This is a genomic window from Pseudomonas sp. GW821-FHT01E05 (genome assembly GCF_059422425.1).
In genome coordinates this window covers 102,345-122,914 of record NZ_JBWKWW010000006.1, presented here as the reverse complement: position 1 = coordinate 122,914, position 20,570 = coordinate 102,345, and the positions used below count along the sequence as shown (strand labels likewise).

The 20,570-nt window shown below is 59.7% G+C and carries 18 protein-coding genes; 17 read left to right on the top strand and 1 reads right to left on the bottom strand.

The window, feature by feature from the left end; translation table 11 throughout:
* Window positions 1–5: 5 nt before the first annotated feature.
* From arnC to AC07W5_RS14800, 8 genes are read left to right on the top strand one after another with little or no spacing between them, the layout of a single operon-like run.
* Window positions 6–1,025 carry an undecaprenyl-phosphate 4-deoxy-4-formamido-L-arabinose transferase gene (arnC, locus tag AC07W5_RS14835; protein WP_494991387.1) on the top strand — a complete coding sequence of 340 codons (1,020 nt, stop codon included), beginning with the start codon at window positions 6–8 and terminating at the stop codon, window positions 1,023–1,025.
* On the top strand, window positions 1,022–3,013 hold the full coding sequence (gene arnA, locus AC07W5_RS14830) for a bifunctional UDP-4-amino-4-deoxy-L-arabinose formyltransferase/UDP-glucuronic acid oxidase ArnA (protein WP_495013121.1): 1,992 nt from the start codon (window positions 1,022–1,024) through the stop codon (window positions 3,011–3,013). Before arnC ends, arnA begins: the two co-directional genes overlap by 4 nt.
* On the top strand, window positions 3,013–3,897 hold the full coding sequence (arnD, locus tag AC07W5_RS14825; RefSeq protein WP_494991385.1) for a 4-deoxy-4-formamido-L-arabinose-phosphoundecaprenol deformylase: 885 nt from the start codon (window positions 3,013–3,015) through the stop codon (window positions 3,895–3,897). Before arnA ends, arnD begins: the two co-directional genes overlap by 1 nt.
* Entirely contained in the window at window positions 3,894–5,543 is a 1,650-nt protein-coding gene (gene arnT, locus AC07W5_RS14820; protein ID WP_495023688.1) for a lipid IV(A) 4-amino-4-deoxy-L-arabinosyltransferase, read from the top strand. The genes arnD and arnT overlap by 4 nt, the downstream gene beginning before the upstream one ends.
* Entirely contained in the window at window positions 5,540–5,884 is a 345-nt protein-coding gene (arnE, locus tag AC07W5_RS14815) for a 4-amino-4-deoxy-L-arabinose-phosphoundecaprenol flippase subunit ArnE (RefSeq protein WP_495023687.1), read from the top strand. Before arnT ends, arnE begins: the two co-directional genes overlap by 4 nt.
* Window positions 5,881–6,288, top strand: coding sequence for a 4-amino-4-deoxy-L-arabinose-phosphoundecaprenol flippase subunit ArnF (arnF, locus tag AC07W5_RS14810; protein ID WP_494991382.1), 408 nt, complete (start codon window positions 5,881–5,883; stop codon window positions 6,286–6,288). Before arnE ends, arnF begins: the two co-directional genes overlap by 4 nt.
* Window positions 6,285–7,664, top strand: a complete 1,380-nt coding sequence (locus tag AC07W5_RS14805) for a UDP-glucose dehydrogenase family protein (RefSeq protein WP_494991381.1) — start codon at window positions 6,285–6,287, stop codon at window positions 7,662–7,664. Before arnF ends, AC07W5_RS14805 begins: the two co-directional genes overlap by 4 nt.
* A gap of 8 nt (window positions 7,665–7,672) precedes the next feature.
* A complete protein-coding gene (locus AC07W5_RS14800) occupies window positions 7,673–9,280 on the top strand; it encodes an ArnT family glycosyltransferase (RefSeq protein ID WP_494991380.1) in 1,608 nt (535 codons plus the stop codon).
* Window positions 9,281–9,592: 312 nt separating this feature from the next.
* Here AC07W5_RS14800 and AC07W5_RS14795 read toward each other — a convergent pair whose 3' ends face one another.
* Window positions 9,593–10,558 (bottom strand): LysR family transcriptional regulator, encoded by a 966-nt coding sequence (locus AC07W5_RS14795; protein WP_494991379.1) that lies wholly within the window; start codon window positions 10,556–10,558, stop codon window positions 9,593–9,595.
* A gap of 303 nt (window positions 10,559–10,861) precedes the next feature.
* On the opposite strand from AC07W5_RS14795, the gene argH reads away from it, so the two are divergent.
* The 9 genes from argH to AC07W5_RS14750 all read left to right on the top strand — a co-directional run bounded on the left by argH (window position 10,862) and on the right by AC07W5_RS14750 (window position 20,528).
* Window positions 10,862–12,289, top strand: a complete 1,428-nt coding sequence (gene argH / locus AC07W5_RS14790; RefSeq protein WP_495023686.1) for an argininosuccinate lyase — start codon at window positions 10,862–10,864, stop codon at window positions 12,287–12,289.
* Between the two features lie 108 nt (window positions 12,290–12,397).
* Window positions 12,398–13,276: an amino acid ABC transporter permease gene (locus tag AC07W5_RS14785; protein ID WP_494991377.1), complete on the top strand. Its 879-nt coding sequence runs from the start codon at window positions 12,398–12,400 to the stop codon at window positions 13,274–13,276.
* A gap of 20 nt (window positions 13,277–13,296) precedes the next feature.
* Complete coding sequence (locus tag AC07W5_RS14780; RefSeq protein WP_494991376.1) at window positions 13,297–14,061, top strand: amino acid ABC transporter ATP-binding protein; 765 nt, start codon at window positions 13,297–13,299, stop codon at window positions 14,059–14,061.
* A gap of 42 nt (window positions 14,062–14,103) precedes the next feature.
* Window positions 14,104–14,928 carry an ABC transporter substrate-binding protein gene (locus tag AC07W5_RS14775; RefSeq protein WP_494991375.1) on the top strand — a complete coding sequence of 275 codons (825 nt, stop codon included), beginning with the start codon at window positions 14,104–14,106 and terminating at the stop codon, window positions 14,926–14,928.
* A 206-nt stretch (window positions 14,929–15,134) separates the two neighbouring features.
* Window positions 15,135–15,983, top strand: coding sequence for a polysaccharide deacetylase family protein (locus AC07W5_RS14770; protein ID WP_495023685.1), 849 nt, complete (start codon window positions 15,135–15,137; stop codon window positions 15,981–15,983).
* Window positions 15,976–16,863, top strand: a complete 888-nt coding sequence (locus tag AC07W5_RS14765; RefSeq protein ID WP_495023684.1) for a polysaccharide deacetylase family protein — start codon at window positions 15,976–15,978, stop codon at window positions 16,861–16,863. The genes AC07W5_RS14770 and AC07W5_RS14765 overlap by 8 nt, the downstream gene beginning before the upstream one ends.
* Complete coding sequence (locus AC07W5_RS14760; protein ID WP_495023683.1) at window positions 16,860–18,227, top strand: MmgE/PrpD family protein; 1,368 nt, start codon at window positions 16,860–16,862, stop codon at window positions 18,225–18,227. Before AC07W5_RS14765 ends, AC07W5_RS14760 begins: the two co-directional genes overlap by 4 nt.
* Window positions 18,228–18,499: 272 nt before the next feature.
* Window positions 18,500–19,672: an MFS transporter gene (locus AC07W5_RS14755; protein WP_495013156.1), complete on the top strand. Its 1,173-nt coding sequence runs from the start codon at window positions 18,500–18,502 to the stop codon at window positions 19,670–19,672.
* A 148-nt stretch (window positions 19,673–19,820) separates the two neighbouring features.
* Window positions 19,821–20,528 (top strand): HPP family protein, encoded by a 708-nt coding sequence (locus tag AC07W5_RS14750; protein WP_495023682.1) that lies wholly within the window; start codon window positions 19,821–19,823, stop codon window positions 20,526–20,528.
* Window positions 20,529–20,570: the final 42 nt, after the last annotated feature.

Below are 20,570 nucleotides of genomic sequence, written 5' to 3'. Positions count from 1 at the left end.
AGCCTTTGAGACCTTATCCGATTAAGTGTGTGTCGATCGTTATCCCGGTCTACAACGAAGAAGAAAGCTTGCCTGAATTGCTGCGCCGTACCGAAGCGGCCTGTCAGCAGCTCAAGCACGAGTATGAAATCGTCCTGGTCGATGATGGTAGCCGCGACAACTCGGCACAGCTTCTAGAAGAAGCCGCCCAGCGTGAAGGCAGTTCAGTGGTCGCGGTCATTCTCAATCGCAACTACGGCCAGCACGCAGCAATCATGGCCGGTTTCGAGCACTGCAAAGGCGATGTGGTCATTACCCTTGACGCCGACCTGCAGAACCCGCCGGAAGAAATCCCCCGTCTGGTGGAACAAGCCGAACTGGGCTACGACGTCGTTGCCACCGTGCGCAACAATCGTCAGGACTCGGCCCTGCGCCGCTGGCCGTCGAAACTGATCAACCTGGCAGTGCAACGCTCTACCGGTGTCGCCATGAGCGACTACGGCTGCATGCTGCGCGCCTACCGCCGCACCATCGTCGACGCCATGCTGGCCTGCCGGGAACGCAGCACCTTCATCCCGATTCTGGCCAACAGCTTCGCCCGTCACACCACCGAAATCCTGGTGCAGCACGCCGAGCGCGAGCATGGCGAGTCGAAATACAGCCCGATGCGCCTGATCAGCCTGATGTTCGATCTGCTGACCTGCATGACCACTACCCCGTTGCGACTGCTGAGCATCATTGGGTTCAGCCTCGCGGCACTGGGAGCGCTGTTTGCCTTCCTGCTGATCTTCCTGCGCCTGATATTCGGCGCCAGCTGGGCGGGTGACGGCACCTTCGTACTGTTCGCAGTGCTCTTTGTGTTCACCGGCGGCCAGTTCATCGGCATGGGCCTTCTGGGTGAATACCTGGGCCGCATGTACAGCGATGTGCGCGCCCGGCCGCGCTTCTTTATCGAAAAAATCCTACGTAACAAACCCGCTACTCCTGCTCCCGTTGTCACTGTCGACGGTCTGCCTTCCACCACTACTGATCAGGTTTCGCCATGAATCCAAAAGCTGTTGTTTTCGCCTACCACGACATCGGCTGTGCAGGTATCGAAGCACTGCTCAACGCAGGTTTCGAGATTGCTGCCGTGTTTACCCACGCCGATGATCCGAAGGAAAACACCTTCTACGGCTCAGTAGCCCAATTGTGCGCCCGTAAAGGCATTCCCGTGCACGCACCGGAAGATGCCAACCACCCGCTGTGGATCGAGCGCATCGCCAAACTGAACCCGGACTACCTGTTCTCGTTCTACTACCGCAACCTGCTGGGCGAGCAACTGTTGGCTACCGCCAGCAAAGGTGCGTTCAACCTGCACGGCTCGCTGCTGCCAACCTACCGTGGCCGCGCTCCAGCAAACTGGGTACTGGTCAACGGCGAAACCGAAACCGGCGTGACCCTGCACCGCATGGTCAAGCGTGCCGACGCTGGCGCAATCGTCGCCCAGCAACGCGTTGCAATCGACCGTGCCGATACCGCCCTGAGCCTGCACGGCAAGCTGCGTGAAGCCGCTTCCAACCTGCTGCGCGACACCCTGCCGCTGCTTGTTCAGGGCAAAGTCACCGAAACCGCCCAGGACGAATCCAAGGCCACTTCTTTCGGTCGTCGTACCCCAGCGGACGGCAAGCTTGTCTGGAACAAACCTGCCGAAGAGCTGTTCAACCTGGTTCGCGCCGTGACCCAGCCTTACCCGGGCGCTTTCTGCGACGTGGGCGAGCACAAACTGATTGTCTGGAGCGCTGAAGTCGCCAAGGGCAACGAAGGTCTGGCACCAGGTCGTGTGATCAGCGTCAACCCGCTGCGCATCGCCTGCGGTGAAGACTCGCTGGTAATCACTTTTGGTCAGCGCAATGACAATGGCCTGTACCTGGCCGGTCCTTCCCTGGCTAACGAGCTGGGCCTGGTGGACGGCTCCGTGCTGCGCGGTGCTGAATCCGGCCGCAAGCCACGCCGTACCCGCGTACTGATCCTCGGTGTGAACGGCTTTATCGGTAACCATTTGTCCGAGCGCCTGCTGCGTGACGACCGCTACGAAGTCTACGGCCTGGACATCGGCTCCGACGCCATCGAGCGCCTGCGCAGCCACCCGAACTTCCACTACGTGGAAGGCGACATCAGCATTCACTCCGAGTGGATCGAGTACCACATCAAGAAGTGCGACGTGGTCCTGCCGCTGGTGGCCATCGCCACGCCGATCGAATACACCCGCAACCCGCTGCGCGTATTCGAACTGGACTTCGAAGAGAACCTGAAACTGGTTCGCTACTGCGTCAAGTACAACAAGCGCGTGATCTTCCCGTCGACCTCCGAAGTCTATGGCATGTGCCAGGACCAGTACTTCGACGAAGACACCTCCAACCTGGTGGTCGGTCCGATCAACAAGCAGCGCTGGATCTACTCGGTTTCCAAGCAACTGCTGGACCGCGTGATCTGGGCCTACGGTGCCAAGGGCCTGAACTTCACCCTGTTCCGTCCGTTCAACTGGATGGGCCCGCGCCTGGACCGTCTGGACTCGGCCCGTATCGGCAGCTCCCGCGCCATCACCCAGCTGATCCTCAACCTGGTGGAAGGTACGCCAATCCGCCTGTTCGACGGTGGCGAGCAGAAGCGCTGCTTCACCGACATCGCCGACGGCATCGAAGCCCTGGCACGCATCATCGACAACGACAACGATGCCTGCAACGGTCAGGTCATCAACATCGGTAACCCGGAAAACGAAGCCAGCATCCGTCAGCTGGGCGAAGAACTGCTGCGTCAGTTCGAAGCTCACCCGCTGCGCGCCAACTTCCCTCCGTTCGCCGGTTTCCGCGACGTAGAGAGCAAGGCGTTCTACGGCACCGGTTACCAGGACGTGGCACACCGCAAGCCAAGCATCGAAAACGCCAAGCGCCTGCTGAACTGGGAGCCAACCGTGGAGATGAGCGAAACCATCGGCAACACACTGGACTTCTTCCTGCGTGAAGCCATGCTCGAAATCGCGGACAAGCGCTGATGCAGGCAGGTCTTCGGATCGATGTCGACACCTACCGAGGTACCCGTGAGGGGGTACCCCGGTTGTTGGAGATGCTCGATGAAGCACAGGTCAAGGCGACGTTTTTCTTCAGCGTTGGTCCGGACAACATGGGGCGCCATTTATGGCGCCTCATCCGTCCGCAATTTCTCTGGAAGATGCTGCGCTCCAATGCGGCCGGTTTGTACGGCTGGGATATTTTGCTGGCCGGCACTGCCTGGCCAGGCAAACCCATCGGTCGTGATCTCGGGCATCTCATGCGTCAGACGCTTGCGGCCGGGCATGAGGTTGGTTTGCACGCCTGGGATCACCATGGCTGGCAAGCCAACGCCGGGCGCTGGAGTGAAGCGGATCTGATCGAGCAAATTCGTCGTGGCGTCGACAGTCTGAGCGATATTATCGGCCAGGCTGTCGATTGTTCGGCCTCTGCCGGTTGGCGTGCCGATGAACGCGTCATCGAGGCCAAGCAACGTTTTGGCTTCCGTTACAACAGCGATTGTCGCGGTCAGAGTCTGTTCCAGCCGCGGCTGGCTGACGGCAGCCTGGGCGCGCCACAGATTCCGGTCGACTTGCCGACTTTCGACGAAGTCGTCGGGCCGGTGGTTGCCGCCAATGATTTCAACTCATTCATTCTTGATCGTTTCAGCCCTGAAAAGCTGAACGTCTACACGATTCATGCGGAAGTAGAAGGGATTCTGATGGCTAACGATTTTCGTCAGCTGTTGGCTACGGCCAGTCAACGTGACATCCAGTTTCAACCCTTGGGCAATTTGCTGCCCGCCGAGCCTGGCAGCTTGCCTGCAGGCCGGGTGATACGCGGTGCCCTGGAGGGTCGCGAGGGTTGGCTGGGAGTGCAAGGCGCATGACCAACCGTTGGGCGCTGCCTTTGCTGTTGCTGGCATTCGGTTTGTTTTATCTGCTGCCTCTGGCCTCTCACGGGCTGTGGATTCCGGACGAAACCCGCTACGCCCAAATCAGTCAGGAAATGCTCCTGAGCGGTGACTGGATTTCCCCGCACTTCATGGGCATTCGCTATTTCGAAAAACCTGTCGCCGGTTACTGGATGATCGCTATCGGTCAGGCCGTGTTCGGCGACAATCTATTCGGTGTACGGATCGCCTCGGCGCTGAGCATCGGCTTGAGTGTAGTCCTGGCCTACCTGATCGCTCGCCGCCTGTGGAATGATCCTCGCAAGAGTTTCACCAGCGCCCTGCTCTATACGAGCTTCGCGGTGATCGCCGGCCAGGCCGGGTATGCCAATCTCGATCCGCAATTCACCTTCTGGGTCAATTTGAGCCTGGTGGCGTTGTGGTTTGCGCTCGATAGCGTGAGTCAACGCGCCCGCCTCGCTGCGTGGGCAGCATTGGGTTTGGCCTGCGGCATGGGATTCATGACCAAAGGATTCCTGGCCTGGTTGTTGCCGGTGTTGATCGCCCTGCCCTACATGCTCTGGCAAAAGCGTTTGCGCGAGTTGCTGACCTACGGTTGCGTAGCGGTCGTGGTGGCAATTGCGGTGAGCTTGCCGTGGGTCCTGGCCGTCCACGCTCAAGAACCGGACTACTGGCGGTTCTTCTTCTGGCATGAGCACATTCGGCGCTTCGCCGGGGACGATGCCCAGCACTCTCAACCCTGGTGGTTCTACCTGCCGATGCTGGTGGCTTTCAGTCTGCCATGGGCCGGGTTGCTGCCCTCGACATTCAAACAGGCCTGGCAAACAAAACGTCAGGCCAGCATCGGGTTCCTGCTGCTCTGGCTGTTGCTGCCACTGGCGTTTTTCAGCCTGAGCAAAGGCAAGCTCCCGACCTATATCATGCCCTGCCTGTTGCCGCTGGCCTTGCTGATGGGCAATGCGCTGATGGATCGAGTGGCTGCAGCGCGCGGCCGGGCTATCGGCCTGAACGGGCTCCTCAACGCGGTACTGGGCCTGCTCGCTCTGCTGGCACTGGTCTACTTCCAGCTGAAGGAACCGGTGTACGTAGATCAACTCCAGAATCTGGTGCTGGTGTTCATCGTGCTGTTCGGCTGGATCATCTGCAATCTTGTGCAAGCGTTCAGGCCGCTGCGGCTATGGGCCGCGCCGGCGCTCGGCAGCTGGCTGCTGGTGGCATTGGCACCTGCCGCGCTGCCCAATTCGCTGGTCTACAACAAGATGCCCGACCAGTTCATCGTCGACCATGCTCAGGAACTTGGCCAGACCGGGAAACTGCTGAGCAATGACCTGGGTGCTGCCTCGGCCCTGGCCTGGCGTCTGCAACGCCCGGATGTGGCGCTGTACAACACCGTGGGCGAGGTGAAATATGGCCTGGCTTATCCCGACTCCGCCCAGCGCCAGGTCAATCTCGAGCAAATTCAGCATTGGATGAGCGACGCCCGCAAGACCGGCTCGGTCGGCGTGGTGATGCGGGTCAAAAGCGACGACGAACTGCATGAAATCGAGTTGCTTCCCAAAGATGCCAAGCGCTATGAGCAAGGCAATATCGTGATTCTGATCTTCTCCCAGAGTGCGCCATGACCCTGCTGTTACTACTGACCGCTTGCCTGCTGACCTGTTTTGGGCAGATCGCCCAGAAATACGCCGTGGAAAGCTGGCGCGGGACAGATCATGACTGGATCGCCAAGCTGCTCTCCCCATGGCTGTGGCTCGCCCTCGCCTGCCTTGGTTTCGGTTTGCTGGTTTGGCTATTGGTATTGCAGCGACTGGAAGTCGGTATCGCTTATCCGATGCTGAGCCTGAATTTCGTACTCATCACCCTGGTCGCGCGCTTCGTGTTCCATGAGCATGTCGACAGTCGTCATTGGCTGGGAGTCGCCCTGGTCATTGCCGGTGTCGTGTTGCTGGGAGTACACGCATGAATCTGCGCCGCGGAATTATCTTCGCCATGGGCAGCGTGCTGCTGGTCAGCGGTGCGCAACTGGGTATGCGCTGGAGCATGACCCGTTTGCCAGCACCGGCGCAGTGGCTCGAAGCCCTGACCGGCGGCAGTGTCGATCTGCTGGCACTGGGAATAGTGTTCAGCTCTATCCTGGCATATGCCCTGTCCATGCTCTGCTGGCTCGCCGCATTGCGTGACCTGCCACTGGGCAGGGCCTATTCCTTGCTGAGCATCAGCTACGCCCTGGTGTATCTGCTTGCCGCCAGTTTGCCGTTCTTCAATGAACACTTCAGTATGTCCAAAACACTGGGGGTGGCCTTGGTCATGCTCGGTGTTATCACCATTAACTCTTCACGTATACCCCGTCCTAGGGACTCCGTATGAAAATCAGCGTAATTGGTAGCGGTTATGTAGGTCTGGTGCAGGCAACTGTCCTGGCTGAAGTCGGTCATGATGTCATCTGCATGGACGTCGATCAGAACAAAATCAAATTGCTGCAGAAAGGCCACGTCACTATCTTTGAACCAGGGCTGGAGACCATGGTCAAGGAGAACCTGGAGAGCGGGCGCCTGCATTTCACCAGCGACGAAAAGCTGGCGATCGAACACGGGCAAGTGTTGTTCATCGCTGTCGGCACGCCATCGGACGAGGACGGCTCGGCCGACCTGAAATATGTCTTGTCCGTGGGTGACGCGGTCGCACGCCATCGGGTCGAACCGCTGATTCTCGTGGAAAAATCTACTGTTCCGGTCGGCACAGGCGACACCCTGCGGGCGCACATCGAAGAAGTCCTGAACAAGGACGGGCGTACCCTGGAGTTCGATATCGTTTCCAACCCGGAATTCCTCAAGGAAGGTTCGGCCGTCAGCGACTGCCGTCGCCCTGACCGCATCGTCATCGGTTGCGAACGTGAAGAAGTCCGTGAAGTGATGCGCGAACTTTACGCGCCCTTCAACCGCAACCATGACCGCATCATCTTCATGGACCTGCGCAGTGCCGAACTGACCAAGTACGCAGCCAACTGCATGCTCGCGACCAAAATCAGCTTTATCAACCAGATCGCAGAACTGGCCGAACACCTGGGTGCGGATATCGAAGCCGTACGCATGGGCATCGGTGCGGACCAGCGCATCGGCTACCACTTCATCTACCCTGGCTGCGGCTATGGCGGCTCGTGTTTCCCCAAGGATATGCGCGCCCTGATCCACAGTGCCCAGGAAGCGAACTGCTCCAGCGACCTGCTGCAGGCGGTCGAGGCCATCAATGAGCGGCAGAAACACAAGCTTTTCGAGCGCATCAACGCGTTCTACAAGGGTGAGCTGAAGGGCAAGACCTTCGCCCTCTGGGGCCTGGCATTCAAACCCAACACCGACGACATGCGCGATGCGCCAAGCCGGGTGCTGATGGAAGCCTTATGGGCTGCCGGCGCACAGGTACGGGCCTTCGACCCTGAAGCCATGCAAGAGACCCAACGGTTGTACCCGAATCAACAAAACCTGTCGTTGATGGGTACGCCAGAGTCCGCACTGGTGGGCGCAGATGCCTTGATCGTCTGCACCGAATGGCAACAGTTCAAGGCGCCGGATTTCAAGTTGATCGAGCAGCGGCTCAAAGCCCCGGTGATCTTCGACGGGCGCAACCTGTATGACGCCGATCGTCTGGCACGCAAAGGCTTCAAGTACTTCCCGATGGGTCGTGGCGAGTCGCGCAACCTGCCAATCCCTGATCAGCAGTGGCCATCCGCCCCAGTCGTAGCCTAGGAGGCCGCGTGCACGCTTATCCATTGACAAGGATCCGTCAGCAGTCGTTAGGGCTGGGACTTTTGGCGCTGTTGCTGTTCTGCGCCGGGGTCTACCAGCAAACGGCGATAGGCTTCGACACGCGGTTCGTACTGTTCGCTCAGGAAATGCTGCGCCATGGGCCGGGATTCTTCCCGACCACCTATGGCCAGCCTTACGCTGACTACTGGGCCACCTCGACCCTGTTTACCTGGCTGCTGTCGCTGCCGTTCGGCCAGGTAAACGCCTTGACGGCCTGGTTGCCCAGCGCCATTGCCTCGGCGCTGATCGTTACGCTGATGTATCGCCTGGTGGCGCCCTACTCCAGAACCTGGGCGCTGCTGAGCATCGCCCTGCTGTTGCTGACCAATACCTTCATCACCGAAACCCGTGCCGTGTCCCTCGACCAGATGGTCGCGGCCGTGACCTTTACCGTGTTCTACCTGGGCTATGCCGCCGACCATTTCGCCGCACCACGGCGGCTGGTCTGGATACTCGCGCTGCTGGTACTCGGTTTTGCCATTCGCGGGCCCATCGGGCTGGTGGTGCCCACTGGCGTGCTGTGCAGCTATTACCTGCTCAACGGCCAGTGGCGCCGGATGATCAGCGTCGGCTTGCTGGCCGGGCTGCTGCTGGCGGCGGGTATCGGTCTGCTGCTGTGGCTGGCGAACGTCAGCGGTGGTTCGGCCTTCGTCCAGGACGTGATCCGCATGCAGTTCATGGGGCGCATGGACGGCAGAGAAGGCTCCAGCGGCCTGTTTTTTTACTTCAGCAGTTCGCTTGGCAACTTTGCGCTGGCCTACCCGCTGGCGCTGCTGGTTTTGGCATCGGTGATTGCGGCTGGTCGTCAGCATCAACGGCCGGCATTACGTTTGCTGTTTTTTTGCGCTGCCGCCGGGCTGATCGTGATGATCGGTTTGTCCATACCACAGGCCAAAAAAGCCCGCTACCTGTTGCCGATGGTGCCCATGGCCGCAATCGTTGCAGCTTATCCGTTCCAGGTCGCACAAGGCCGGGTGTTCCTCTGGCTTCGAGGCTTGATGCAAGGGATCTGGTTGTTGCTGCCTGGCTTGCTGATCGCCGGGTTGTTGTTCGCTCAACGACGGTTTCCTGAGCAACTGCCCTCGATCACTTCGATGCTGATACTCCTGGCAGTGCTACAACTGGCGGCACTGGCGCTGCTGTTCAAATCCCGCTGGCGTGCAGTGGGGCTGGCGTATTGCGCCGTGCTGGCCGTGTGGTCCAGTTTCATCCTGGTCGTCGAGCCTGCCGAGCGTGAGTTGTATGACACGCGCGCCTTCACCCTCGCCGCTCACGATATGATCCAGCACGATCCGGCGACCGTCGTCCTGCACGCCATGGGGAAAGACGCCAAGGCCATCAAGTTCATGGTCAATCTCGAGCAGGACCTGCAACCAACCTTCACTGACGCGCCGCAAGACCTTGAGCGAGTACAAGGACCCGCGTGGCTGGTGATGGATAAAACCGACTACCTCGCCCTGCAAGGCACCCGATTCGCTGCATTACAGCCGCTGCTGACCGGGCGTTTCGACAAGAATGACTACGTGCTGCTGCACTTGCCGCAAGCACAGCCCTGACCGGCCTCCCGCCAAAGCGACAGGTAACGCTTAACGCCCTCCAATACAGCCGTCAGAAGTATTTCTGACGGCCCCTCCTATTCCCTCATGCATGAATTTTTCGCAGCAAAATCCGACAGCGATATAGGTAACCGCCACCTATGAGCGTCCCTCCAGCGGATCATAATCAACCCGTAGCAGCGACTCGGAATAAAGTTCTTCAGCCACTCAACAACCCTTCATAGACGCGACCCAGAAACGTTACTTCTGAGTTCCTCGTTTAAACACCATAGGCGCCTCCCGGCCCCTGGATTTCCAAAGACAACTGGTCCATCAGGAAACGGCCTTAAGGTCGACTCCCAAGGCATTCGCGAACGCTTTTACCAGCGGGCTGCGAACGATGTTATGCCGCAAGATCAGATTGAATGGCGTGCTGAAATTAATCAGATCCGGCCGCAGTGCCCTTAACTCCCCTCGCGCCACCAGAGCCGCTGCATAGTGCTGCGGAAGAAAACCGACAAATCGTCCGGTTTTGATCAACATGGCGACGGCTTCAACCTGAGAAGCCGACGCGGAGTCACTGTCGTAGACAGCAAAGTTGGCTTTATCCCGATGAATGGCGTAACGGTGATTGATGAACTGATGGTCCTTGAGTACATCGACACTCATGTCACTGTCCGCCGCGTTGAACAGCGCATGCCCGACAGCGCAGTAAGCCTCTGATCTTTCTTCGTAGAGATTAAAATAATCAAACTCTTCTCTTTTTTGATACACGGGTACTATTCCGGCGACTAAACGCCCTTCCACCACGCCCCGTTCCACTTCATCTAATTGAGCCGCATGCAGTCGAAACCTGACCTTGGGCGACTCATCATGAATCCGCCTTAACGCTGCCACTAACGGCGACTGCTCATCTGAAATAGTATTATCAATAACGCCGACACTAAGGTCGCCAATCAATTCATTCTGCGCGCAACTAAGGCGATCCCGAAAGTTATCAACCGAGGCAAATAACTCGATCGATGCCTGATATACCAGAGTGCCTTCTTCGGTCAGGCAAAAACCTTCGCGACCTCGGGTACACAGGCGCATGCCAATGCGAATTTCCAGATCCGAGATCTGTTTGCTGATGGCCGCAAGACCCACATTCAGCTCATTCTGGGCGGCACTGAAGCCTCCGGCCTCGACCACAGCCTTGAACACCTTGAGCAGTTTGAAATCCAGACCACTGAGCGCCAAAGGTGCTCTATGCACGGTTTTCGGTGGTGGGTTTCCAGAATTGGAAAGTGGGGTTTCCATAATGCTTATTTACCTCACGCGCCCTATTCAACAGGCTGTGCTCAACAACAAAAACATAGCCGACCAATAATAATGAACACAGAAAACAAGGCTTGGCAACTACAAATAAATCCATCAATCAGCCTCAACCTGCTGATGTCGAACGATTTAAAGTTGACACTTCGATCAGCTCTCGCCACTTGCAACTGCCCTCTTGAAAACTGCATGACCTCAACACGGTCCGACTTATTCGATTAAGCCCCGGTCACCTGTTACGGACATGCGTACCGCCTTCAGTTCGAGTTACCGACGAGGAAAATAAAAATGACTCAACCTACCGATCGTCTGTGGGGAGCGCGCTTCAAAAGTGGCCCTTCCGAGGCCCTGGCAGCACTGTCGCGTTGCCCCGAACGCTACTTCCGCTTGACCCCGTATGACCTCGCTGGCTCCAAGGCCCATGCCCGTGAATTGCAGCGTGCAGGCCTGCTGGATGAGCAGGAAACCCTGAAAATGCTCGCAGCCCTCGAGCAAATCGGCGTTGATTTCCGCGACGCTCGCATCAGCCCGACCCAGGATGACGAGGATGTCCATACCTTCATCGAGCGTCTGCTGACCGAGCGTCTCGGCGCTCTGGGCGGCAAGCTGCGGGCCGGCCGTTCACGCAACGACCAGACCGCCAACGACCTGCGGTTGTTCCTGCGTGACCACGCCCGCACCCTGACGGTCGAAGTATTGGCTCTGCAGCAAGCGCTGGTGGATCAGGCCGAGCAGCACATCGAGAGCATCTGCCCGGGCTTTACCCACCTGCAGCAGGCCCAACCGATCGTCTTCGCCCACCACTTGCTGGCCCACGCCCAATCCATGTTGCGCGACGTGCAGCGTCTGGTGGACTGGGACGCGCGCACCGCCCTGTCACCCTTGGGCGCTGCGGCCATGGCCGGCTCCGCCATCGCTCGAATGCCCCAGCAGTCGGCCAGGGAAATGGGCTACAACGGTGTCTGCGAAAACTCCATCGACGCCGTGGCCAGCCGCGATCACGTCGCTGAATTCCTGTTCGTCGCCAGCATGCTCGGCATCAACATTTCGCGCCTGGCCGAGGAGTTTTGCCTGTGGTCATCCCGGCAGTTCCGCTGGGTCGCACTGGACGATGCCTATGCCACCGGCAGCTCGATCATGCCGCAGAAGAAAAACCCGGACATCGCCGAACTGGCACGCGGCAAGGCTGGCCGGCTGATCGGTAACCTCACCGGCCTGCTCTGCACCCTCAAATCCTTGCCGCTGTCCTACAACCGCGACCTGAGCGAAGACAAGAACGGCGTACTCGATACCGTCGATACCTTGCTGCTGGTGCTGCCGGCCATGGCCGGAATGGTCGCGACCATGAAGGTCAACGTCGAAGAGTTGCGTCGTCAGGCACCGCTGGGCTTCACCCTTGCCACCGAAGTTGCTGACTGGCTCGCGGTTCGCGGCGTGCCGTTCAAAGAAGCCCACGAAATTACCGGCGCCCTGGTCCAGGCCTGTGAAAAGCACGGCATCGAACTCTGGGAAGCCTCACCGGCGTTGCTCGCCGAGGTCGATGCACGGTTGACACCGCAGGTGCGCGACAGCCTGACCCTGGAAGCGGCGATCGCTGCTCGCAGTGGTTGGGGTGGCACCGCGCCGCAACAGGTGCGCGAGCAGCTCGGCCGGCTGAAAACCGCCCTGGCCGCACAGCACCAATGGGCCGAGGACTACAACGGCTTTCGTCTCTGAAACCCTGAACACCTGTAGGAGCAAGCTCGCTCCTACTGTGTTCGCCGTTGCCTTTTTTGAATGACCGATAGACCGCAGGTGCCGTCAGCCTGCGTTCGGAGAAACAACATGAGCCAGACCCAGGCACAGCGCCTCCTTGCCGAGCGCAAACAAGCCGAGAATCAGTTCGACATTACCCAGTACGAACACGTACCCCGGCGTTACTACGGGCGAATCATCTTCGCTACCCTGATCGTCGTCGCCTTGCTGGGGCTGGTGCGCGCGTTTGCCGAAGGCCAGATCGAGTGGTCGTACATCGGCCAGTTCCTGACCTCCAAAGCGATCCTGTTCGGCCTGTTCAACACCATCGTCATGGCGATTCTGGCCATGGCCCTGGGCGTGGTATTCGGGGTCATCACGGCGATCATGCGCATGTCGCAGAACCCGATCCTGCGCTACGTGGCCGTCACCTACACCTGGCTGTTTCGCGGCACGCCACTGATCCTGCAACTGCTGTTGTGGTTCAACCTGGCGCTGATCTTCCCCACCATCGGCATACCCGGTCTGTTCGAACTGGACACCGTCAGCCTGATGACGCCCTTCATCGCCGCCCTCCTCGGGTTAAGCATCAACCAGGGTGCCTACACCGCCGAAGTGGTACGCGCAGGATTGCTCTCGGTGGACACCGGCCAGTACGAAGCCGCCAAGTCAATCGGCATGCCGCGCTTGCAGGCGCTGCGCCGGATCATCCTGCCTCAGGCCATGCGCATCATCATCCCGCCGGTGGGCAACGAGTTCATTGGCATGGTCAAGATGACCAGCCTGGCCAGCGTGATCCAGTACTCGGAACTGCTCTACAACGCCCAGAACATCTACTACGCCAACGCCCGGGTGATGGAATTGCTGATCGTCGCCGGCATCTGGTACCTGGCCGCCGTTACCGTCTTGTCCTTCGGTCAAAGCCGCCTGGAGCGTCGCTTCGCCCGTGGCGCTGGTAAGCGCTCTTAAGCCGCGCTGGAGAATTGAACATGAGAAGCATCGTCAAGGCTGTCAGCCTCAACAAGTACTACGACAACTACCACGCGCTCAAAGATGTCAGCCTGGAAGTCGAGCAAGGTGAAGTGCTGTGCGTGATCGGCCCCTCCGGCTCCGGCAAGAGCACCCTGCTGCGTTGCGTCAACCAGCTGGAAAAAATCGACAAGGGCGGTCTCTGGGTCGACGGCGAACTGGTGGGCTACCGGATCGTCGGCAACAAGCTGCACGAACTCAACGAAGCGCAGATTGCCCGCCAGCGCCTGGCCACCGGCATGGTGTTCCAGCGTTTCAACCTGTTCCCGCACATGACGGTGCTGCAAAACATCATCGAAGGCCCTTGCCAGGTGCTCAAGCGCTCGCCCAAGGAAGCCCAGGAGGATGCCCTGGAGTTGCTCGCGCGGGTCGGCCTGGCCGACAAACGCAATAGCTACCCGATCGAACTCTCCGGCGGCCAGCAGCAACGGGTAGCCATTGCCCGTGCCCTGGCCATGCGCCCGAAACTGATGCTGTTCGATGAACCCACTTCGGCACTCGACCCGGAACTGGTCGGTGAGGTGCTGTCGGTGATGCGCGATCTGGCGCAGACCGGCATGACCATGATCGTCGTCACCCATGAATTGGGCTTCGCTCGCGAAGTCTCCAACCGCATGGTGTTTATGGATGGCGGGCAGATCGTGGAGGCTGGAAGCCCCGAAGAAATTCTAATAAGTCCACAAAACCCTCGCACCCAAAGCTTCATTTCTGCCGTTCGCACCTAGGTCCGGTTTCGGATCTCACAACAACTCAAAAAGAGAACGACCATGAAGAAATTTGTCATTCCAGCAGTCATCACCGGTCTATTGGCTTCATCCGCAGTCTGGGCCACCGAGTTGCCCGCCAGTATCAAGAGCAAGGGCGAAATCGTTGCGGCAATCATGCCCAACTACCCGCCGATGGATTTCAAGGACCCGGCCAGCAACACCCTCACCGGCCTCGACTACGACCTGGGCAACGCCCTGGCTGAACGTCTGGGGGTGAAGATCAAATGGCAGGAAACCGGCTTCGAGCAAATGATCAACGCGCTGAGCACCAAGCGTGTGGACATCGTGCTCTCGGGCATGACCGACACCGCCGAGCGGCAGCAAACCGTGACCTTTGTCGACTATTTCACCAGCGGTCCGCAGTTCTACACCTTGCAGAAAAACACCGCGATCAATGACAGCATCGACTTGTGCGGCAAGACCGTCGGCACCAGCCGCCGGACTACTTTCCCGGCAGAAATCGCCGAGTGGAGCAAAGCCAACTGCGAAGCGGCCGGCAAACCGGCGATAAAAGTGGTGGGTTCCGAAGGCTCGGCTGATGCCCGCGCACAACTGCGCCAAGGTCGACTGGATGCGGCGATGCAAGGCAGCGAAACCTTGTCGTACCTCAAGACTCAGGAAGCCAACACCTTCAAAACCCTCGGCACACCGATCTCCGTGCAGTTCTCGGGGCTTGGCGTCAGCAAGAGCAACCCGCAGCTGGCCGAAGCCATCAAAGTTGCCCTGCAAAGCATGGTTGCCGACGGCAGCTACCAGAGCATCCTGAAGAAATGGGACCTGAGCCAGGGAGCGATCGAGACGGTGGCTATCAATAACGGTAAGTAGGTTTTCGGTTGGGTGGGTTTCGCAAAGGTCGAGATTGACGACTGATTCGAAGTCCGCCCCTTGTAGGAGCGAGCTTGCTCGCGATGGACGTTAACGATAACGCGGGCTTTCTGAATGAACGCGCCGCCCTTGAGTCCATCGTCGGAACGCCGCCCGGAGCAAGCTCGCTCCTACATTGGCACCAATAAATTAATGGAGCACCACCCATGCCCTCCTCGCCGCAACCGACCTGGCCCGGCAGTCACAAAGCCTGTCTGGCCCTGGCGTTCGACCTCGACGGTCCCACCGGCGATGCCATGCTCAATGGCTCGATCTGGCACAAGCCCGAGTATTTCGGCTTCGGCGGGTATGGCCCGTATCGGGCCTTGCCGCGGATTCTCGACCTGCTCGACGAGTTCCGGATTCCGACGACCTTCTTCGTCCCGGCCTGGGTCGTGGAGAACTGGCCCAGGCAATGCCAGGCGATTGTCGAGCGAGGCCATGAAGTGGCGTATCACGGCTACAAACACGAGTCCTTCTATGCCCTGACCCTGGCGCAGCAGCAGGACGTCATGAACAAATGCCGCGAGGTGTTCTGGCAGCATCTGAACATCCGTGCTGAAGGTTTTCGTACCCCATCCGGCGACTGGCGTGCCGAAACTCCGGCCATGCTGGTGGAAGCCGGCGTGATCTATTCCAGCAGCATGCGCGGTGACGATCGGCCGTACCTGGTGCAGGTTCCCGGTCATGCACAGCCATTGGTGGAAATCCCCGGGCGCTGGGAAATGGACGACTACACCTCACTGGCTTACACCCGCGCACCGGACTTTCCCTCAGGTCTGGACCGCACCGCCAGCTACGAGTTGACGCTGGACAACTGGTGCCGCGAATTCGATGGCGCCGCCGACGAAGGGCTGTGCCTGACCACCTTGTTCCACCCGAAAATCACCGGCAAACCGGGCCGCATTCTGCTGCTCGAACGCCTTTTCGAACACATGCGTCAGCGCGATGACGTGTGGTTCGCCACCTGCCGCGATGTCGCCCACTGGTGGCTCAAGGAGCATCACCATGGCTGAGTCCAGTGTTTGGCCACAAGGTTATCGTTGCGCCGTGGTGCTGACCGTGGACTACAACGACATCCACGGCATTCTGACCCAGGCCCCGGAAGTCGCCGGGCGTGACAAAACGCTGTCGGTCTGGCGCTACGGCACCCAGCGCGGTGTCGATCGCTTGCTGGGTTTGTTCGAGGAGTTGGGTGTACCCGGCAGCTGGTGTATTCCCGGCGTCGTAGCGCAAGAAAATCCCGGGCACATTCGCGCGATCCAGGCCGCCGGGCACGAGATTGCCTGCGCCGGTTACCGCCATGAAAACTACGACACCCTCAGTCTCGCCGAGCAAGTAAATGCACTGGCTCGTGGTTGCCAGGCGCTGACCGATATCACTGGCAAGCCACCACAGGGATTTCGCATCCCGGCCGGCAACTGGGCGCCCGGATTTGTCGAGGCGCTGCGCGCGCAAGGCATTCGCTGGTCGTCGTCCTGGCGCGGGGATGATCTGCCGTTCGCCCACCCCACGGCACCGCAAGTGATCGAGTTGCCGTTGCACTATGAACTCGAGGACGAGCCCTACTTCGCCTTCAACCTCAGTCCGGCGGTGCCGCCGGCGCAATCGCGGATCGCCTCCTACAGCCACACCCTGGGCAACCTGCAGATGGACTTTGCCGGGTTTCATCGTTTCGGCCTGTGCTACGTGCTGCGTCTGCACCCGGAGATTATCGCCACTCCAGGCCGTATCGGGGTGCTGCGCGAACTGCTCAAGGGCATCCAGCAATACGATGACGTGTGGATCGCCACTGCGGCGGATGTCGCGCAATGGTGGAGCGAGTCGGCAGCACCAATGACCGAGGACCATCCGGCGGCGGTGTATGAGCGGCACTATCGGGCGTACTTGCCATGAGCGAACGGATGCAGCGGCTGGCGCGTTTCTGTGTCCAGACCCGTTTTGAAGACCTGCCCCCCGAACTGGTGGAGAAAGCCAAACGGCACATCCTCGACACCTTCGGCGCGACACTGGCCGGGACCAGAAGCGAGATTGTCGGTGCCGTACGCCAGACCCTGGGACAAGAGCCGGGCATGGCGTTGGTCTGGGGTACTCACCAGCGCACTGGCGCCACTCAGGCCGCGATGCTCAATGGCATCGCCGCTCACGCGCTGGAACTGGATGATACCGGTGGTTGCGACCACTCTGGCGCGGTGGTGCTACCCGCGGCCATGGCCGCTGCGGGCTTGAGGTCGACACCATTGAGCGGCCAGGAGCTGATCACCGCGGTGGTTATCGGCTATGAAGTGGGTCGCCGGGTTCTCGAAGCCTGCGGCGGCTATTCGGCCCATAACGGCGCGGGGTGGCACTCGACCGCCACCTGTGGGGTGTTCGGCGCGGCGGCGGCCAGTGCGCGCATCCTTGGCCTGGATCAAACGCAAATGCTGTCGGCCCTGGGCATCGCCGGCAGCTTCAGCGGCGGGCTCTGGTGCTTTATCCACGACGGCTCGCAAAGTAAAAAACTCCACAGCGGCCGTGCCGCCGAAGGTGGTTTGCTGGCGGCGCGTTTTGCCCGGCAAGGCATCAGCGGCCCATCGAAGCTGTTCGATGAGGTCTGGGGTGGTTTTCTCAAGACCCTGGCCGGTGACAGCGCTGTGCCCCAGGCACTGGATGAGGCCCTCGGCCAGGTCTGGAAACTCGCCCGTTGCTCGATCAAACCCTATGCCTCGTGCCGTGGCACTCACTCGGCCATAGACGCCCTGGGCCTGCTGCTTGAGCAGTTGCAGGTCAGCGCAGATCAGGTGGAAGACATTCAGGTGTCCCTGTGCGGCTTCTTGAAGGCTATGTGCGGCGGTCGCGACATCAGCACCCTGGCTGCCGCGCAAATGAGCCTGCCCTACGCCCTCGCTGTTCGACTGGTCTATGGCCATGCACGGCTTGATGCCTACGATGATGAGCAGCGTCGCGCCCCGCAGATCCGGCATTGGCTGCAACGCATCCAGCTAGATGTGGATCCGCAGCTGTCAGAGGATGGCGAACCGGTGGTCACGCTGCGTTGTGTGGATGGACGCCAGGCCAGCCTCTGCGTCGAAGTGCCGTTGGGCGCGCCGGGCAATCCGTTGAGCGATGGGGCGCTGCAAGAGAAGTTTCACAGTTTGGCGATGCAGGTGATGCCCAAAGAACAGGCCGCAGAGTTGCTGGAGCAATTGTGGCGGCTTGAGGAACTGGAATCTGTTGGGGTGCTGGATAAAGGGTTAACGGGGCAAACGCGCATCCTGTAGCAGCTGGCGAAGCCTGCGTTCGAGCGCGAAGCGGTCGCAATCCGGGCGACTCAATATTTGCTCAGTATCGCGGTATGGCATTTTACGACCGCTACGCGCTCGAACGCAGCCTGGCGGCAGCTGCTACATAGGGTTTGATCGTTCCCACGCTCCCGCGTGGGAATGCAGCCCGTGACGCTGCGCGTCACATTCAAGAGCGGACGCAGAGCGTCCAGTGAGGCATTCCCACGCAGAGCGTGGGAACGATCAACGACAAGGAAATCTGCACCTCCGTGGCCACTTACTCGCTCGTAATCCGCCGTTTGATGATCTGCTCGCTGACCATTGTCGTCAGCCGCGCCATCACCAGCCCTTTGCTCACATTGTTCCTGAGTAACAAACTCGGCCTGAACCAGCAGGACGTCGGCCTGTTGCTGGGCATCGCGGTGTTCATTGCCACCCTGCTCGCCCTTTATGGCGGTTACATCATCGATCGCCTGGAAAAGCGCCGGTTGCTGATCCTCGCGATGCTATCCAGCGCTATCGGTTTCGTCCTGCTGACCTTCGCCGAAAACCTGTACCTGACAACCCTGACCCTGGTGATTACCGAAACCGCGTCCGCGCTGTTTCTGATCGGCTCCAAAGCGATCATCAGCGAAAACCTGCCCATGGGCCAACGGGCCAGGGTTTTCTCGCTGCGCTACACCCTGACCAATATCGGCTACGCCACCGGCCCCATGCTCGGGGTGGTGATCGCTGGTGTACAGCCGTTGGCGCCGTTCCTGATCGCTGGCGGCATCGCGTTTTTCAGCACCTTCCTGATGCGCGGAATTCCCTCAGACGCCAGCACCGCCCCCAACAAACCGCAAAGTTTTCTCAACACCCTGGTGACACTGAAAAACGACCGCACGCTGATCATGTTCACCTGCGGCTGCCTGCTCAGTACCGTCGTCCATGGGCGTTACACCCTGTACCTTTCGCAATACCTGTTGGTGACCCAGAACTCCCACAGAGCCCTTGAAACCATGGCGGCGATCCTCGCCTGCAACGCCATCAGCGTGATCCTGTTGCAGTATCAGATCGGCCGTTTCCTGAAGCGTGAGCAACTGCGCTACTGGATCGCCGTGGGCAGCAGCCTGTTCATTCTCGGGCTGATCGGCTTCAGCTACGCCGACAACCTGACCTCGTGGTGCCTGGCGATGTTTGTCTTCACCCTCGGCGAGATGATCATCTACCCGGCGGAGTTTCTCTTCATCGATACTCTTGCCCCCGAGGAGTTGCGCGGCAGCTATTACGGCGCGCAAAACCTCGCAGCCCTGGGCGGCGCCTTGAGTCCGGTGATCTGCGGTTACTTGCTGACCCACTCCGCGCCAGGCACGATGTTCTATGCATTGAGCGCCCTGACGGCCATGGGCGGTTCGCTGTGCTTCTTGAGCGGACGCAGAGTCTCGACACTTCAAAAATAATGCACTTAAACAGCATCATTATGAATTTGTCAGCGATTCCATTGATCGGCACACTGTGCCGGTTCCTCCCCCAAATGTTGGAACTTTCAAAGGGTTGCCTCGGCAGCCCTTCTTTTTGCCCTCCATCTGCAATTGGATCGTCTTCATCATGCTTGCTCGCTGGTTACCTGCCGCCGTCAATACCCGCCCCACGGAATGGAGTCGCGCCGCCATCGGCATGTCCCTCGGCACCTTGTTCAGTGTGTGGTTCTGCGGGCATGTGTTCGGGATGGACGTGGCGCTGCACCTGATCGGCCCACTGGGGGCTTCGGCGGTACTGCTGTTTGCCGTGTCGTCCGGCGCACTGGCTCAGCCGTGGTCGATTCTCGGCGGCTACTTGACCGCCGCGGTGGTGTCCCTGCTGGTGGCCCACGTGCTTGGCCGAACGCTGGGCAGTGCCTGCCTGGCTGCCGGCATGGCGCTGATTCTGATGTGCTGGTTACGTTGCCTGCATCCACCGGCCGGGGCGCTGGCCTTGCTGCTGGTACTGGCGGATCCCGCGACCATCGCCATGGACTGGCTGGCGCTGGGCCCGGTCATGCTTGGCGCGCTTTGCATGCTGCTCAGTGCCCTGGCCTATAACAACCTGACGCGGATTCGCTACCCAAAGAGCCATAACGATCCTGTCGCGGTGATTGTGGCCGATCACCCGCCCACAGACACTGCGGGCATCACCGCCGAAGACCTGAGGCGTGCGCTGGAAGACATGCAAGAGTTTTTCGACGTGACCCCGGAAGACCTTGAGCAACTGATCCACGCCAGCGAGCTGCACGCCAAACGCCGCAGTATCGGCCAAGTGCTGGTCAGCAGGGTCTGAGCACAGATAATCAATGGAGCCCCGCTCCGGGCTCCATTGTTG